Origin of the sequence: Nocardia sp. XZ_19_385 (genome assembly GCF_015355755.1) — a bacterium.
Lineage (GTDB): Bacteria > Actinomycetota > Actinomycetes > Mycobacteriales > Mycobacteriaceae > Nocardia.
In genome coordinates, this window is sequence record NZ_JACVEE010000003.1 from 612,632 (window position 1) to 627,358 (window position 14,727).

Here is a 14,727-nt window from a genome sequence, read left to right on the forward strand (position 1 = left end):
ATGTCCGAGGTCATCGAAGTCCACGATCTGGTCAAGACCTTCGGTCACGTCACCGCCCTCGACGGCCTGAATCTCGCGGTCGCCGAGGGCGAAATCCACGGCTTCCTCGGCCCCAACGGGGCGGGCAAGTCGACCACCATCCGCGTTCTGCTCGGCATTCTGCGCGCCACGTCCGGTCGCGCCGCGCTCTTCGGCCGGGATCCGTGGTCCGACGCGGTCGGGCTGCACCGCGAACTCGCTTATGTCCCAGGCGATGTCACGCTGTGGCCGTCGCTGTCGGGCGGTGAGACCATCGACCTGATGGCCCGCATGCGCGGGGGCATCAACACCGAGCGCCGGGCGGAACTGATCGAACGCTTCGATCTGGATCCGCGCAAGAAGGCGCGCACCTACTCGAAAGGCAACCGGCAGAAGGTCGCTCTCATCTCCGCGCTGGCCTCCGATGTCCGGCTGCTGCTGCTCGACGAACCCACCTCGGGCCTGGATCCGTTGATGGAGCAGGTTTTCCGGGAGTGCGTGCGCGAGGCGAACGAACGCGGTGTGACGGTGCTGCTGTCCAGCCACATCCTCTCCGAGGTCGAGGCCCTGTGTGACCGGGTGACCATCATCCGCGCCGGGCAGACCGTGGAGAGCGGCTCGCTCTCGGACATGCGGCACCTGTCGCGCACCGCCATCACCGCCGAATTGCTCGGCGACCCAGGCGATCTCAGCCGCATCGCCGGTGTCGAGGACATCGAGCGCGACGGTTCGATGTTGCGCTGCCAAGTCGACGGTGAACACCTGGGGGAGCTGATCCGGGTGCTCGGCGATACCGGCGTGCGCAGTCTCACCAGCGCGCCGCCCACGCTGGAGGAGCTGTTCATGCGGCACTATCACGTCGACGGCGAAGCCCCGGCGGCACGCGCGAAGGTGCGTGCGTCATGACCACAGCAGTCGTCGAACCCGGCTATGCGGCAACGGCTTTCGGCAAGTCCTCGGATTTCGCCGGTACCGGCCAGTTGTTGCGGCTGTTCCTGCGCCGTGACCGCATCGTCCTACCGTTGTGGGTGCTGCTGCTCGGGCTGATGCCCGCCTTGCAGGTCCTCAGCATGAAAGACCTGTACACCACGCAGGCTCAACTGGACCAGTTCGCCAAGACCACGGCGGAAAGCCCGGCGCTGATCGCTATGTACGGGCCGGTGTTCGGCACCTCGCTCGGCTCGATCGGCACCTGGAAAGCCGGGGCGATGTTCACGATGATCGCCATCGCGACCATCCTCACCGTCATCCGGCACACCCGGGTGGAGGAGGAGACCGGGCGCGCGGAACTGGTGGGCGCCACCAGCATCGGCCGCTTCGCCGGCCTCACCGCCGCCTTGATCATGACCTTCGGTGGCGCGCTCGGCGTCGGAATCATCTGCGCCGCAACGCTGTACGGCAGCGACCTGCCCGCCGCTGGTTCGCTGGCGTGGGGTGCGGCGTACGCGGTCTCCGGGATGGTCTGGGCGGCGGTGGCCGCGGTCGCGGCGCAGGTGAGCGCGGGGGCCCGGGTCGCCCGCGGCGTGGCCTTCGGCGCACTGGGCGCGGCCTTCGCGTTGCGCGCGGTCGGCGATGCCGGAAACGGTGTGCTGTCCTGGTTTTCGCCGGTCGGGTGGTGTCTGCAGATCCGCCCGTACGCGCAGGAACGGTGGTGGGTGCTGATCCCGTTGCTCGCGGTGGCGGCGCTGGGCACGATCGCCGCCTACGTGCTGCTGCGCAACCGCGACACCGGATCCGGTCTCCTCGCCGAGCGTCCCGGCCCGCCCGCCGCGGCACCGGCGCTCTCCGGTCCGGCCGGGCTGGCGTGGCGTCTGCAGCGGGGTTCGCTGGTGGCCTGGGCGGTCGGGTTCGTGCTCTACGGCATGCTCATCGGCGGCGCGATCAACAGCGTCGGCGACATGCTCAACGAGAACCAAACGATCCGCGACCTGATGGAACGCATGGGCGGCTCGGAGATCCTGGAGAACTCCTTCGTCACCTACGCCCTCACCATGCTCGCGATCGCCGCGTCCGCCTACTCCATCTCCGCGACGCTGCGCCTGCACGACGAGGAAGCCAGTGCCCGCGCCGAATCCACGCTCGCCGGCGCGGTCGGCCGCACCCGATACGCGTTGAGCCACATCGCTTTCGCGCTGCTCGGCCCGGCGGCGATCCTGCTGGCCGCAGGTGCGGCCATCGGCATCGTCTGGGGCGCCACGGCGGGGGACATGGGCAAGTTGCCCGAATCCCTCGGCGCCGCAGCGGTTCAGGTGCCCGCGGTATGGGTGGTAACCGGGATCGCGGTGGCGATCTACGGCCTCGCACCACGCTTCACTCCGGTGGCCTGGGGTGTGCTCAGCACCATGATCGCGCTGTTCATCGTCGGATCCCTGGACGGCCTCCCGCAATGGCTGGTCGACCTGGTCCCGTTCATCCACCCACCCAAGCTGCCAGGCGCGGCCGTCGAAGCCACACCACTCCTCTGGCTCCTAGGCATCGCCGCCGCACTACTCGCTCTAGGCATCACCGCCTTCCGCCGCCGCGACCTCCGCTGAGCCCCACAAGATCATCAGGCACTGGCGGCGGAAGCCACCCGGCCGACGCCGCCACAGATGCCTGGTGATCTTGAAGTTCACGAGCTACCAAGATCATCAGGCGTTGATGGCGGAGGCCACTCGACTGACGCAGCCATTAGTGCCTGGTGATCTGAAGGGCCTGAGCTGCCAAGATCATCAGGCGCTGAGGGCGGAGGCCACTCGACTGGCGCCGCCACTGATGCCTGGTGATCTTGAAGGGCCCGAGTTACCAAGATCATCAGGCGTTGATGGCGGAGGCCACTCGACTGACGCCGCCACTGATGCCTGGTGATCTTGAATGGCCGAGCTAGCAAGATCATCAGGCTCTGAGGGCGGCATCGCGCGAGAGTGGTCCGCCGTCAGGGCCTGGTGATCATGGGAGAGTCAGGGATTCAGGCCCAGTTTGCCGGCGAGTTTGGCCAGGTAGCCGCGCACCACGTCGGCGTCGCGATCGGGCATGCCGAACACCACCTCGGTTACGCCGAGGTCGGCCCATTGGGCGAGCTGTTCGGGGTTGTGTGGGCCTGCCAGCGCGATGATCTGCGGTGACCCGGTGCGGCCTTGTTCCCGCCAGATCCGATGCAGCAGTTCGATTTTGCCGCTCAGTTCGCCCTCGGTGGGGGTGGTGATCCAGCCGTCGGCGTTCTTGGCCAGCCAGGTGAACGACTTCTCGCCGCCGGCCGCGCCCAGCAGCACCGGGATGGTCTTCTGGACCGGCTTCGGCCAGGACCAGCTCGGTCCGAAGTTGACGAAATCGCCTGCGAAGCTTGCTTCTTCGGTGGTCCAGATGGCGCGCATCGCGTCCAGGTGTTCGCGCAGCACGGTGCGGCGTTTGTTGGCGGGGACGCCGTGGTGGGCGAGTTCGTCGGTGTTCCAGCCGAAGCCGACGCCCAGGTTGACCCGGCCGCCGGACAGGAAGTCCAGCGAGGCAAGGGTTTTGGCGAGGGTGATCGGGTGATGTTCGGCGGGCAGCGCCACCGCGGTGGACAGGGTGATCCGCTCGGTCACCGCGGCCGCCGTGGCCAGCGCGACCCAGGGGTCCAGGGTGCGCAGGTAGCGGTCGTCGGGGAGGGTGGCGTCGCCGGTGGTCGGGTGCGCCGCGGCACGCACCACCGGAATGTGGGTGTGTTCCGGAACATAGAACGAATCGAAACCGGCCCGCTCCGCGGTGGCCGCCGCATCCGCGGGGGTAATGCCCCGATCACTGGTGAACAACACAATTCCGTACCGCACCGCGCGCACTCCCATCTCCGAAACTGAAACAAGTTCTACCACGGTTGCCGTTTCGGGTCAGGGCCTTCGACTACCTTCGACGGTCATGGGTTTGGATATGTCCTCGGGAGGAGAGGAATCAAGAGCAGCGGTCGACCAGCGCAGCTGGCGGAGCCGACTAAGGCCGCGCCGGGCGCATATTCCGATGGTGAGCCAGGCCGTCGGCGTCCTCGTCGGCGATCGGCAGGCCACCGTCGACACCATCGTGTCGGCGCCGGCGCCGCTGCAGCCGATCGATCTCAGCGACGACGCCCGGGTGGCCGAGGTGCTGGATCTGGCGGTGCGCGTCGGTGAGGTGGTGCTGGCTTCGGGCACCGGCGTGATGGACACGACCAACCAGGTCCGGTTCATCGCCGCCACCTACGGACTGTCCCGCTGCGATGTCGATGTCACCTTCGACTCGATCCGCATCTGGGCCGACCGCGGCCCGATGCTGCCGCCGGCGAGCAGCATGCGCGTGGTGCGGCAGCGGGCGCTGGACTTCACCCGCCTGGCCGCGGTGGACCGGCTCACCCGCCGCATCCGTAATCAGGTGGTGCCGCCCGACGAAGCGCGCGCGGCCCTCGACGAAATCACCAGAGCCGCCCATCCTTACCACCGCTGGACCGCCACGCTGGGCTGGTCGCTGCTGGCCGCCTCGATCGCGGCACTGCTCGGTGGCAACCTGATCGTGGCCGCGGTGAGTTTCGCCGCCACCGCGGCGATCGACCGGACCAACCGGGTGCTCAACCGTTTCGGTCTGCCGTTCTTCTTCCAGCACATGGTGGGCGGCGCGATCGCGGCGACACCGGCGATCCTCCTGGCGACTTTCGCCGAACCACACGGTATTTCGGCGTCGCCGACCCTGGTCATCGCGGCGGGAATCACGGTGCTGCTCAGTGGTCTGCAACTGTTCGGCGCGGTCCAGGACGCGATCACCGGCGCGCCGATCACCGCCACCGCCCGCATGCTCGAGGTGATGATGATGACCGGCGGCATCGTCGCGGGCATCGCGATCGCGCTGCGGCTCGGTGAACAGATCGGGGCGACGGTGCCCGCGGTCGAGATGCTGTCCGGCCGCGATATCACCAACCTGCCGGTCAAGATCCTGGCCGGTGCGGTGGCGGCGCTGGCCTTCGCGCTCGCCTGTTATGCCGAGAAGCGTGCCCTGGCCGCGGCGGCGCTCGGCGGCGCGGCGGGCACCATCGTCTTCCTGCTGGTGCAGTACGCCGGGTTCGGTCCGGTGGTCTCCTCCGGTGTGGCCGCCACGGTCGTCGGTCTGGCCGGTGGTCTGATGGCCCGCCGCGCTTTGACGCCGCCGCTGGTCGTCGCGGTCGCGGGCATCACTCCGCTGCTCCCGGGTCTGAGTGTCTACCGCGGGTTGTATGGATTGCTCAACGACCAGTTGATCGTCGGCTTGAACCAGCTGATCAACGCATTCGGCGTCAGCTGCGCCCTGGCCGCGGGTGTCACGCTCGGTGAATGGTTCGACCGGACGCAGTTGCGCCCGCAGATCCTGAAGCGGGCCGGCGCGCTCCGCCGGCCCATCATCGTGCGCCGTCCGCGCCGGATCCGACGCGGGCATTCCGCCCATTGATCGAACGGATTCCACCGAAAGTTGGATATCGGGGAGCGCGCCGAGTCGGTATGGTCAAGTAGTTAGGGTAACCAAAGTCGGTTGCCGAGAAGCAGGTGATCGGTGAGGTGGCTCGTGGTGCAACAGGAAGTTTCCGAAGTAGTGCCGTTCTCGGCGCAGATCCGGACCGCGACCGAGGCTCAGCATGCCGAGGCTGAGAACTCCACGTTCATCAGCGACATGCTCGGCGGCGGGCTGCCGATCGATTCCTACCGCCGCTACACCGGCCAGCTGTGGTTCGTCTACCGCGCGCTGGAGGCGCGGTGGGACACCCTGGCCGACGATCCGGTCGCGGGCCCGTTCATCCGCCCGGAACTGGCCCGGACCGCCGAACTGGAACGCGATCTCCTCGCGCTGATCGGCGCGGACTGGCGCGATCAGATCCAGGCGCTGCCCGCGACCGCCGCCTACGCCGCGCGCATCGACGAGTGCGCCCGCGACTGGCCCGCCGGGTACATCGCGCACCACTACACCCGCTACCTCGGTGACCTTTCGGGCGGACAGGTCATCCGCGGCACCGCCGAGAAGCTGTGGGATCTGCCGCGCCGCGGCGACGGCGTGCGCTTCTACGTCTTCGACGGCATCAGCAATCCGGCCGCGTTCAAGCGCGAATACCGCTCGCTGCTGGACGAACTCCCGCTCGACGACCTGGAACGCCGGCGTGCCCTGGACGAAGCACAGCGCGCCTTCGCCATGAACACCGCGATGTTCGGCGAGCTCGCCGCCGAATTCCCGGTGCGCAAGCCTTCCTGACTCAGACCGGAGTACGCCACTCCCGGCGCCGCTCCCGCGGCGTCGGGAAATCCATGCCGCCCAGCAACATCGCGCCCTGGCGTCGCGGCCCGCGCTGGTTGCGCCGCTCCATGCGTTCGCGCGCCAACTTCTTCTCCGCCACCGCATGCTCGTGCCGAATCACGTACACCAGCCGCGCCACCGCGACCAGCAGCAGGACGAGGACGGCGTAGGTGAACAGATCGCGCACCGCCTGCAACAGGCTCGACGCGAGCAGCACGAACATGAACATCCCGGCCACAATGGCCCACCACGGCGTCTTCCCGGACATATCGAGCTCCCTTCCCGCATCCACCGTACGTGCGAGGAAGGCTCGGCGACAACGAAATTCAGTGGGCTACACCACCGTGGCATCTATCCAAGATCATCAGGCCCTGATGGCGACCGGTACTCGCGCGATGCCGCCCCTGAGTCCTGATGATCATGAAATGCGGGCGTGGTGTTGGGGGGAAACGCGATCAGCCAGCAGTTGCGCTGCCCAGCAGAGTGCGGTGACCATCGCGAATGCCGCCGCGATCCCGCCGATTACGTCGGTCAAGTGGTGGTAGCCCAGGCCGATCATGCCGACGGTGACCGCGACCATGGCCAGGGCGGTGACGGCGGCGACCCAGCGGCGGGTGCGGGGCGAATCTGTCAGCAGGGCAAAGGTTGTCGCGACGGCGACCAGATGAACCGTGTGACCGCTGGGGTAGGCGAGATAGCCGTCCAGGGGGCGGTCCCACAGCGGTTTCAGCACCGCGGCATTGACAGCCAGGGCGACCTCGGGGACAACGAACATCGTTGCGGCACGCCACCATTGGCGGCGGTAGGCGAACCAGACCACCGCGGCCAGGAGCAGGGGCAGCACGATGTATGCGTTGCTGGGGAAGACCAGCACCTGGTAAACCCCGCGGTCGCCGTCCAGGGCTTCGTGGACCGAGTCGGCGACATCACGGTCCAGATCGGTGGCACCGCCGCCCGCCGGGAAACTCAGCGGCAGCGCCACGGTGATCAGCGCGCATAGCACGGCCACGCTCACCCAACCGAGGCCCAGCCGTTTGCCCAGTACGGTCACTCGTCGAAGTCAACCATGATCAACTGGGCAGCGGTCTACGGCCCGTAGGTGAGCAGCGCGGTGATGACGAACCACAGCACCCAGGCGAAAGCGACGAGCATGCCGAGGAACAGGGCGGTGCGCATGAATCCGCGGCCCATGTTCACATTCCCGGACTGCACCGGATACAGCTTCCACGGGCTGTACCAGGGCGCGACCACCACCCGGCGGCCCCCGCGCGCGGCCTCCCGTTCGGCGATGGCGAGTTCTTCGGCGTAGGCCTCGGCCTGGGCCTGCTGCGGCCCGCCGTGCCACAGCGTGATGTCGATCGGCCCGAGGAAGCCTTCGGCGAGCAGTTCCTGCGGCGCCGGCAGGTAGGGGAGGATGCCCATCGCACGGAACGCGACCGCGACATCGTTGGCGGTCCACAGGTGCTTCTCGGATTCGGTGAGCGCGTCGAAGTACTGCTCCAGCGCCTCCGGGTCGTTGCCCAGGATGACGTCGAAACTCGGGTCGCTCCAAGCCTGTTCGACGGTCAGCTGCGCGCCACGCAACGGCACGATGAGCGCGACGCCGTGCACCGCGCGCTGCCCGAGCCCCCGTGCCGCCAGCCAGTTCTGCAGCGCGAAGGTGTGCTCACGGGACTTCTCCAGCGGGGTGCGCCGGTCCCGGCCCTCCATGACGGCGGGTTCCTCGTTGATGGTCCAGGGACCGTTGAGCGGGATCTCCAGCACACCGTCCTGGCGGGCCACCAGCGCCTCGGCTTCGATCACCACGCAACTGGTCGGGGTCCACACCACCGCGTCGAACTGGTGCAGCCGGTCGGAATGGAACAGATTGCAGTTGATGGTGGCGACGCCCTTGGGGTTGTCCGGTTCCTTCCAGGTGCGCAGCCAGTCGATCAGCGCCCGTTCGGCATTCGTGCCTGCCGGGTTCTGGACTCGTACCAGCATGGGTGACCGCCCTTCAGTCGTCAGTGCTCAGAATACGAGCCGCGCGCCCCGCCGCGCCGCTCCGGCGGGGCTCGGCGTGTTCAATCCAGCGGCAATTCGGCGGCCAGCTTCCCGGCCTCGACGGCCGCGACGAGCACCGCGTGGTCTTCCTCGGTGCGGTCGGCGTAGCGCACCGCGAAGGCGGCGACGGCGTCCTCGAACTGTTCGTCACCGTCGAGATAGCCGGCGGTCAGGCGCGGATCCAGGGATCGTGAGTGCGCCCGGGCGAGCAGGGCTCCGGCGAGGCGGCCGTAGTCGTCGAGGTCGTCGGCGGACAGGGTGGCCGGGTCGATGCTGCCCTTGAAATTGCGGAACTGCCGCACAATGAACGGCAATTGTTCCGGGGAGCCGTCGTGCGGGTTGGCCAGTTCCACCGAGGTCCAGCCGAGGAGCAGGTCGCTCTGCGCCTGAACGAGGCTGGCGGCCTGGGCGATTCGCTCACCCTCGTGCAGCACGGGCGGCACCGGCAGGAACGGCGACAGCGCCGAGGGGATGGACTGCTTGAGCTGCAGCACCAGCACTTCGCCGTCGTTGCCGTGCAGCAGCGCCACATAGCTGTGCAAGCCGACGCTGCCGGTACCGACGATGCGGAAGGCGATGTCGGACACCGCGAATCGGGACAGCAGGTTGGCGCGCGAGTCGCGCAGGGTGACGGCGTAGCGTTCCAGGCCGTCGATCACCGCCTCGGCGACCCGGTCATCGACCGTGGTGAGCACCGGCGGCTCGCTGACGAACTTGTGCTTGTGGATGCCGGTTTTGTGATCGTCGATGTGGGTCCACTTCGCCGCCACCTTGGCGCTGGTGTTCTTGCGGGCCTTCTTGGCGGCCTTCTTGAAGTTGTCCAGCAGGTCGTCGGCCTTGGCCTTGCCGATCACGGATTCGTCCGGCAGCGCGGTCCAGGCCTCCAGGAAATGCATCCGGGCCAGCTGGTCGATCTCCATGCGATACGCCCGGGCGGCGTCGCGCGCGGCAGCCCGGCAGCCGTCGGCGTCCACCCCGGATTCCCGCCCGGCCAGCACCAGGCTGGCCGCCAGCCGCTCCAGATCCCACTCCCACGGCCCGGGCACGCTTTCGTCGAAATCATTGATGTCCATGATGATTTCGCCCTGCGACGTGCCGAACAGGCCGAAGTTCGCGGCGTGCGCGTCACCGCAGATCTGCGCGTTCAATCCGGACACCGGGCTGCCGTGCAGGTCCGCCGCCATCAACCCGGCCGCGCCACGATAGAAGGTGAACGGGCTCGACATCATCCGGCCGACGCGCAACGGCACCAGATGCGGCAACCGATTCGCATGTGAGGCGCGCAGGAAGGCCACGACGTCCGGGCGGTCCGGGCCGGTGGCGGCGCGGTCGCGGGCCGTCACCGGCGTCGCCTCCCGCAGCGCGCGGCCACGGGCCCGGACCTCCGTTTCCGGAACGTAGGTGCGTAAGTCGATACCACTGTCTGACACAACGGATCACGCTAGCGTGCGCGGATCACGGATGCTGTGTCGTTCCGGTCACGACACCGGCGTGATCGGCAGGCGCAACGCCCCAGGTGCCGCCGCCGGAACGGTCGGCTGCTCCGGCGCCACCGGATTGATCCGCTGGTATGCCGTGCCGAGCTCCGGACGCGGGTCGGCCGCACCCTTGTTGGGCCAGAACGCCATTGCGCGCTCGGCCTGCGCGGTGATGGTCAGCGACGGGTTCACGCCGAGGTTGGCGGTGACCGCCGAGCCGTCGGCGACATGCAACCCCTCGTAGCCGAAAACCCGCTGATACGGATCGACCACACCGGTTTCCGGGTTCTCGCCGATCACGCACCCGCCGATGTAGTGCGCGGTCGCGGGAATGTTGAACACGTCCATGATCATGCCGTGGGTATCGCCGCCGACCTTGTCGGCGAACCGGCGCCCGACATCGTGCGCGAGCGGAATCCAGGTCGGGTTCGCCACCCCGCTGCCCGCCTTGGTCTTGAGCTGCCCGCGCCTGCGGAAGGAGGTCAGCGAGTTGTCCAGCGACTGCATGACCAGCAGGATCACCGACTTCTCCGACGCCCGCCGGGCATTGAGGCTGCGCAGGAACACCATGGGATGCACCAGGATCGCGAGCAGGAAGCGCAGGAACCGGAACGCGCCGCCGTCCACGATCGGCGCCGACAACGGGAACAGCGCGTTCTGTCCCTTGCCGTAGTGGCACACCTCGATGTGGGTGTCGGCTTCGGGATGAATCGAGGACGTGATCGCGATGCCCTCGGCGAAATCCTTGCGTGTGCGGCTCACCACATTCAGGATCGCCTCGGAATTACTGCGCGTCAGCTCGCCCAGCCGCGGCGACAACCCGGGCAGCACCCGCTCGTCCCGCATCTTGTGCAGCAGCTTCTGGGTGCCCAGCGCGGCTCCGGCGAACACCACCTGCTGTGCGGTGAACGTCCTGGGCTGCTTGCGGATCCAGCGGTCCGGGCGGCCGGTGTCGATGGCGTAGCCGCCTTCGGGCAGTGGCCGGACGGCGGTGGCGATGGTGAGGGCGTGCACCTCGGCGCCCGCCTGTTCGGCCAGGTAGAGATAGTTGGTCGGGGTGGTGTTCTTGGCGTTGTGCGGGCAGCCGGTGAAGCATTGCGCACAGTGCACGCAGCCGCGCCGGCGCGGGCCCGCGCCGCCGAAGTACGGATCCTCGACCTCGGTGCCCGGATCGGCCTCGTTGAAGAACACGCCCACATTCGTGGCGTGGAAGGTCTCGCCGACGCCCAGGTCCTCGGCGATCTCCTTGATCACCTCGTCGGCGGGGGACAGGCGCGGGTTCGGCGCCACCCCCAGCATGCGTTTGGCCTGGTCGTAGTACGGGGCCAGCTCGGCTTTCCAGTCGGTGATGTGCGCCCACTGCTTGTCGGTGTAGAAGTTCGGCAGCGGCTCGTAGAGGGTGTTGCCGTAGATCAGCGATCCGCCGCCGACACCCGCGCCGGAGAACACCGCGCACTTGCCCAGCAGGCTGATCCGCTGGGTGCCGGTCATACCCAGCCGTGGCGCCCAAATCGATTTGCGCACATTCCAGTTCGTGCTCGGCAAGTCCTCGGCGGTCCAGCGCCGGCCCGCTTCCAGCACCCCGACCTTGTATCCCTTCTCGGTCAGCCGCAGCGCGCTCACGCTGCCGCCGAAACCGGAACCGATCACTACCACGTCGTAGTCGAAGGCGGGCATGTCTTCCTCTCACTCAGCGAGCCGATCAGTGTGAATCGTTTCACGCTGAATTACTCGGCGATAGAGATGTTCGGCCAGCCAAGGCGTCCGCGCGCCTGGATGGCGTTGCGCGCCCGGTTGGGGTATGCACGGGCTGTGACCACCGAACCCACCGGCCTGCGCGCGGTCCTCGCCGACCGCATCGTGACCGTCCCGAACGTGCTGAGCGTGATCCGGCTGCTCGGTGTCCCGCTGTTCCTGTGGTTGCTACTGGTGAAGCACGCCGATGGCTGGGCATTCGCGCTGCTCGTCGCCAGCGGCGTCACCGACTTCCTGGACGGCAAACTCGCCCGCCTGCTGGATCAGGCCTCGCGCCTGGGCGCGCTGCTGGATCCGTTCGTGGACCGGCTGTATCTGGTGACCACGTTGCTGGCCTTCGTGATCCGCGATCTGATCCCGTGGTGGGTAGCGGTGATCTTGGTCGCTCGCGACCTCGTTCTCACCGTCACATTGTCGGTCTACAAACGCCGCGATCTGGATCCGCCCGAGGTGATCTACCTGGGCAAAGCCGCCACCTTCGCGCTGATGTCGGCGCTGCCCTGGCTGCTGGCCGGTCAAATGGATTGGGCCCTGGCGGGTTTCAGCCGAGCCTTCGGTGGGGCATTCCTGGTCTGGGGCACGGTGGTGTACGTCTGGACCGGCATCCTCTACGTGGCCAAGGCCGTTGCGGTAGCGCGAGCGATACCTGCTTCGGCGCACCCCACCCGGTAGCGCATAGAGTTACGTGCAACCTTCAAATAGGAAAGGACGGCTTGTGACCGAACTGCCCGACGATCTGCGCTACACCGAGGACCACGAGTGGGTGCGCCGCACGACCCCCACCCGGGTCCGGGTCGGCATCACCGATTACGCCCAATCGCAGCTCGGCGACGTGGTGTTCGTGCAGCTGCCCGAAGCGGATGTCGATGCCGCCGCCGGTGACAGCATCGCGGAAGTCGAGTCGACCAAGAGCGTGTCCGACATCTACGCTCCGCTGGCCGCGAAAGTCGTTGCGGTGAACCAGGTCCTGGTCGAAGCCCCGGAGACGCTGAACACCGATCCCTACGGTGACGGCTGGATGTTCGAGCTGGAGGTCGACGACGCCGAGGCACTCGACAAGACGCTTGCCGAATTGCTGGATTCCGCAGGTTATCAAGGAGTTATCGGGGGCTGAAGGTCCCTTCCCAGTTCCACCTGCACGGGTACGCCCTGGCAGGGTACGGTCAATGCCAACTCCAGAAGAGCGAGCCCAGCGTTCGCGTCGGAGACGGCATCACCTGCTTGCATGGATAATCAGGTTCGAGGAGGAGAGAAACGGTGAGCGAGAACAAAGACCCGGGTTACCAGGAGACCGCGGCCGAGACGACGTCGGTCTTCCGTGCGGATTTCCTGAACGAGGTCGACGCGTCGCGCTCCGCAGAGGCGACCGGCGAGCAGCCGGTCCAAGGGGTCGAGGGTCTGCCGGTGGGTGCTGCCCTCTTGGTCGTCAAGCGCGGCCCGAACGCGGGCTCGCGGTTCCTGCTGGACCAGCCGACCACCTCGGCCGGCCGCCACCCCGACAGTGACATCTTTCTCGACGACGTCACCGTCAGCCGTCGGCACGCCGAGTTCCGGCAGGACGACGACACGTTCCAGGTGGTCGATGTGGGCAGCCTGAACGGCACCTACGTCAACCGCGAACCGGTGGACTCCTCGGAGCTGCAGAACGGCGACGAAGTGCAGATCGGCAAGTTCCGGCTCGTGTTCCTCACCGGGCCGCGCGCGCAGGTCAACGAGCCGTCGGCAGGTGCGGGCAGCTTATGAGAACCGCAGCGCCGACGATCTCAACGGGATCGGCGCTGTGACCGGAGCAGCGCAGTGGGCTCGCGGCGGGATGTCGATCGGCTCCGTGCTCGACCTGCTGCGACCCGATTTTCCGGACATCACCATCTCGAAGATCAGGTTCCTCGAAGCCGAGGGCTTGATCCGGCCCGAACGCACGCCGTCGGGCTATCGCAGATTCTCGGTCGCGGATACCGAACGACTCAGATTCGTGCTGACCGCTCAGCGTGACCAGTATCTGCCGTTGAAGGTGATCAAGGAACAGCTCGAAGCGATCGACAAGGGTGCGGCGACGCTCGGTGTGCGGGAAGCCCGCGCCCGGGCGTCTGCCGTCCCGGACACCGACACCCGCCTCGCCGCACCGCGCAAATTCGGCGTGGTGCCCGGCGAGGTCTCGCCGGAGGAACTGCGCTTCGATCACGAAATCCGGCTCACCAGAGCGGATTTGCTGTCCCAGGCCGAGATCGACGAGCCGTTCCTGAACGATCTGATCCGCGCCAACCTGATCGTCCCCGGCGCCGCGGGCTACTTCGACGCCGATGCGGTGACGCTGGCCCGGACCGCTCACGCCATGGCCGAATTCGGGTTGGAGGCACGACATCTGCGTGCGTTCAAGCTCGCCGCGGACCGTGAGGCCGCCCTGGTCGCGCAGATTGCTGCGCCGATAGCGAAAAGTCGCGACGCCGGTGCGCGCGCCCGGGCCGAGGAAACCGTGCGGGAGCTGGCGGCGCTGTCGCTGACCTTGCATACCTGCCTGGTCAAGGCCTCGGTACGGAACTCTTTGGGTAACTGACCGGTAGTCGCCCCATTCGCGAGTCCCGTATTCCACCATGGCAACACGCCGATTTCGGCTGTGCACACCGATCGCAGAGGTGCTCCGAGTTCGCTTAGACTCGGGGGTACGGCGAGCCCCGCGGTGGTCATGCCGGGCGGCCGGCGAATATGGGAGGCAGTGCGATGAGTGAAATGCGGGTCATCGGCATTCGTGTCGAGCAGCCACAGAATCAGCCCGTGCTGCTGCTCCGCGAGGTGTCGGGTGATCGTTATCTGCCGATCTGGATAGGTCAGGCGGAGGCGACAGCCATCGTGCTCGAGCAGGAGGGGGTGACCCCGATCCGGCCGTTGACGCACGATCTGATCAAGACGCTGATCTCCAAGCTGGGGCACACCCTCAAAGAGGTACGGATCGTGGATCTGCAAGAGGGCACCTTCTATGCGGATCTGGTCTTCGAGAACGGCCTGCGGATCTCCGCGCGGCCCTCGGACTCGGTTGCCATCGCCTTGCGGGTGGGTTGCCCCATCTACGCCGAGGAACCGGTGCTCGAGGAGGCCGGGCTGGTGATGCCGGACGAGAAAGAAGACGAGGTGGAGAAGTTCAAGGAGTTCCTCGAATCGGTCTCTCCGGACGACTTCAAAGCCACGGACAGCTAGGGCA

Annotated in this window: 15 protein-coding genes; 9 read left to right on the top strand and 6 right to left on the bottom strand. The window is 67.3% G+C overall.

Annotated features, from left to right (window positions below; genetic code table 11):
* Both IBX22_RS26555 and IBX22_RS26560 read left to right on the top strand, forming a co-directional pair.
* Positions 1 to 924, top strand: coding sequence for an ABC transporter ATP-binding protein (locus IBX22_RS26555; protein ID WP_194818421.1), 924 nt, complete (start codon positions 1 to 3; stop codon positions 922 to 924).
* Entirely contained in the window at positions 921 to 2,552 is a 1,632-nt protein-coding gene (locus IBX22_RS26560) for an ABC transporter permease (protein ID WP_194818422.1), read from the top strand. Before IBX22_RS26555 ends, IBX22_RS26560 begins: the two co-directional genes overlap by 4 nt.
* A 405-nt stretch (positions 2,553 to 2,957) precedes the next feature.
* Here the strand turns inward: IBX22_RS26560 and IBX22_RS26565 are convergent, their stop codons facing one another.
* Positions 2,958 to 3,806, bottom strand: coding sequence for a TIGR03619 family F420-dependent LLM class oxidoreductase (locus IBX22_RS26565; RefSeq protein WP_194818423.1), 849 nt, complete (start codon positions 3,804 to 3,806; stop codon positions 2,958 to 2,960).
* A 178-nt stretch (positions 3,807 to 3,984) separates the two neighbouring features.
* Here IBX22_RS26565 and IBX22_RS26570 point away from each other — a divergent pair, with 178 nt between their 5' ends.
* Both IBX22_RS26570 and IBX22_RS26575 read left to right on the top strand, forming a co-directional pair.
* A complete protein-coding gene (locus IBX22_RS26570) occupies positions 3,985 to 5,421 on the top strand; it encodes a threonine/serine exporter ThrE family protein (RefSeq protein WP_375540288.1) in 1,437 nt (478 codons plus the stop codon).
* 117 nt (positions 5,422 to 5,538) lie between these two features.
* The gene (locus IBX22_RS26575) at positions 5,539 to 6,213 is read left to right on the top strand and encodes a heme oxygenase (biliverdin-producing) (RefSeq protein ID WP_194818425.1); all 675 of its coding nucleotides are present in this window, start codon (positions 5,539 to 5,541) and stop codon (positions 6,211 to 6,213) included.
* 1 nt (position 6,214) lies between these two features.
* On the opposite strand, the gene IBX22_RS26580 is transcribed toward IBX22_RS26575, so the two are convergent.
* The 5 genes from IBX22_RS26580 to IBX22_RS26600 all read right to left on the bottom strand — a co-directional run bounded on the left by IBX22_RS26580 (position 6,215) and on the right by IBX22_RS26600 (position 11,453).
* A complete protein-coding gene (locus tag IBX22_RS26580; protein ID WP_194818426.1) occupies positions 6,215 to 6,523 on the bottom strand; it encodes a hypothetical protein in 309 nt (102 codons plus the stop codon).
* A 150-nt stretch (positions 6,524 to 6,673) separates the two neighbouring features.
* A complete protein-coding gene (locus tag IBX22_RS26585) occupies positions 6,674 to 7,306 on the bottom strand; it encodes a phosphatase PAP2 family protein (RefSeq protein WP_194818427.1) in 633 nt (210 codons plus the stop codon).
* A gap of 35 nt (positions 7,307 to 7,341) precedes the next feature.
* The gene (locus tag IBX22_RS26590; RefSeq protein ID WP_194818428.1) at positions 7,342 to 8,238 is read right to left on the bottom strand and encodes a nuclease-related domain-containing protein; all 897 of its coding nucleotides are present in this window, start codon (positions 8,236 to 8,238) and stop codon (positions 7,342 to 7,344) included.
* Positions 8,239 to 8,318: 80 nt separating this feature from the next.
* Complete coding sequence (locus IBX22_RS26595; RefSeq protein ID WP_194818429.1) at positions 8,319 to 9,728, bottom strand: DUF2252 domain-containing protein; 1,410 nt, start codon at positions 9,726 to 9,728, stop codon at positions 8,319 to 8,321.
* 48 nt (positions 9,729 to 9,776) lie between these two features.
* Positions 9,777 to 11,453, bottom strand: a complete 1,677-nt coding sequence (locus IBX22_RS26600) for a GMC oxidoreductase (protein WP_194818430.1) — start codon at positions 11,451 to 11,453, stop codon at positions 9,777 to 9,779.
* A 99-nt stretch (positions 11,454 to 11,552) separates the two neighbouring features.
* Between IBX22_RS26600 and IBX22_RS26605 the strand changes: the two genes are divergently transcribed.
* The 5 genes from IBX22_RS26605 to IBX22_RS26625 all read left to right on the top strand — a co-directional run bounded on the left by IBX22_RS26605 (position 11,553) and on the right by IBX22_RS26625 (position 14,723).
* Positions 11,553 to 12,203, top strand: a complete 651-nt coding sequence (locus IBX22_RS26605) for a CDP-alcohol phosphatidyltransferase family protein (RefSeq protein ID WP_194818898.1) — start codon at positions 11,553 to 11,555, stop codon at positions 12,201 to 12,203.
* A gap of 43 nt (positions 12,204 to 12,246) precedes the next feature.
* A complete protein-coding gene (gcvH, locus tag IBX22_RS26610; protein WP_194818431.1) occupies positions 12,247 to 12,645 on the top strand; it encodes a glycine cleavage system protein GcvH in 399 nt (132 codons plus the stop codon).
* 143 nt (positions 12,646 to 12,788) lie between these two features.
* Positions 12,789 to 13,274: an FHA domain-containing protein gene (locus IBX22_RS26615; RefSeq protein WP_194818432.1), complete on the top strand. Its 486-nt coding sequence runs from the start codon at positions 12,789 to 12,791 to the stop codon at positions 13,272 to 13,274.
* A 70-nt stretch (positions 13,275 to 13,344) separates the two neighbouring features.
* Positions 13,345 to 14,085 (top strand): MerR family transcriptional regulator, encoded by a 741-nt coding sequence (locus IBX22_RS26620; protein WP_194818899.1) that lies wholly within the window; start codon positions 13,345 to 13,347, stop codon positions 14,083 to 14,085.
* A 164-nt stretch (positions 14,086 to 14,249) separates the two neighbouring features.
* On the top strand, positions 14,250 to 14,723 hold the full coding sequence (locus tag IBX22_RS26625) for a bifunctional nuclease family protein (protein WP_194818433.1): 474 nt from the start codon (positions 14,250 to 14,252) through the stop codon (positions 14,721 to 14,723).
* Positions 14,724 to 14,727: the final 4 nt, after the last annotated feature.

Bases quoted from the DNA above. Each gene is read 5' to 3' on its own strand.
- IBX22_RS26620 (WP_194818899.1), top strand. From the start codon at position 13,345: ATGTCGATCGGCTCCGTGCTCGACCTGCTGCGACCCGATTTTCCGGAC.
- IBX22_RS26560 (WP_194818422.1), top strand. From the start codon at position 921: ATGACCACAGCAGTCGTCGAACCCGGCTATGCGGCAACGGCTTTCGGC.
- IBX22_RS26600 (WP_194818430.1), bottom strand. From the start codon at position 11,453: ATGCCCGCCTTCGACTACGACGTGGTAGTGATCGGTTCCGGTTTCGGC.
- IBX22_RS26590 (WP_194818428.1), bottom strand. From the start codon at position 8,238: ATGCTGGTACGAGTCCAGAACCCGGCAGGCACGAATGCCGAACGGGCG.
- IBX22_RS26555 (WP_194818421.1), top strand. From the start codon at position 1: ATGTCCGAGGTCATCGAAGTCCACGATCTGGTCAAGACCTTCGGTCAC.
- IBX22_RS26580 (WP_194818426.1), bottom strand. From the start codon at position 6,523: ATGTCCGGGAAGACGCCGTGGTGGGCCATTGTGGCCGGGATGTTCATG.
- IBX22_RS26625 (WP_194818433.1), top strand. From the start codon at position 14,250: ATGAGTGAAATGCGGGTCATCGGCATTCGTGTCGAGCAGCCACAGAAT.
- IBX22_RS26605 (WP_194818898.1), top strand. From the start codon at position 11,553: ATGGCGTTGCGCGCCCGGTTGGGGTATGCACGGGCTGTGACCACCGAA.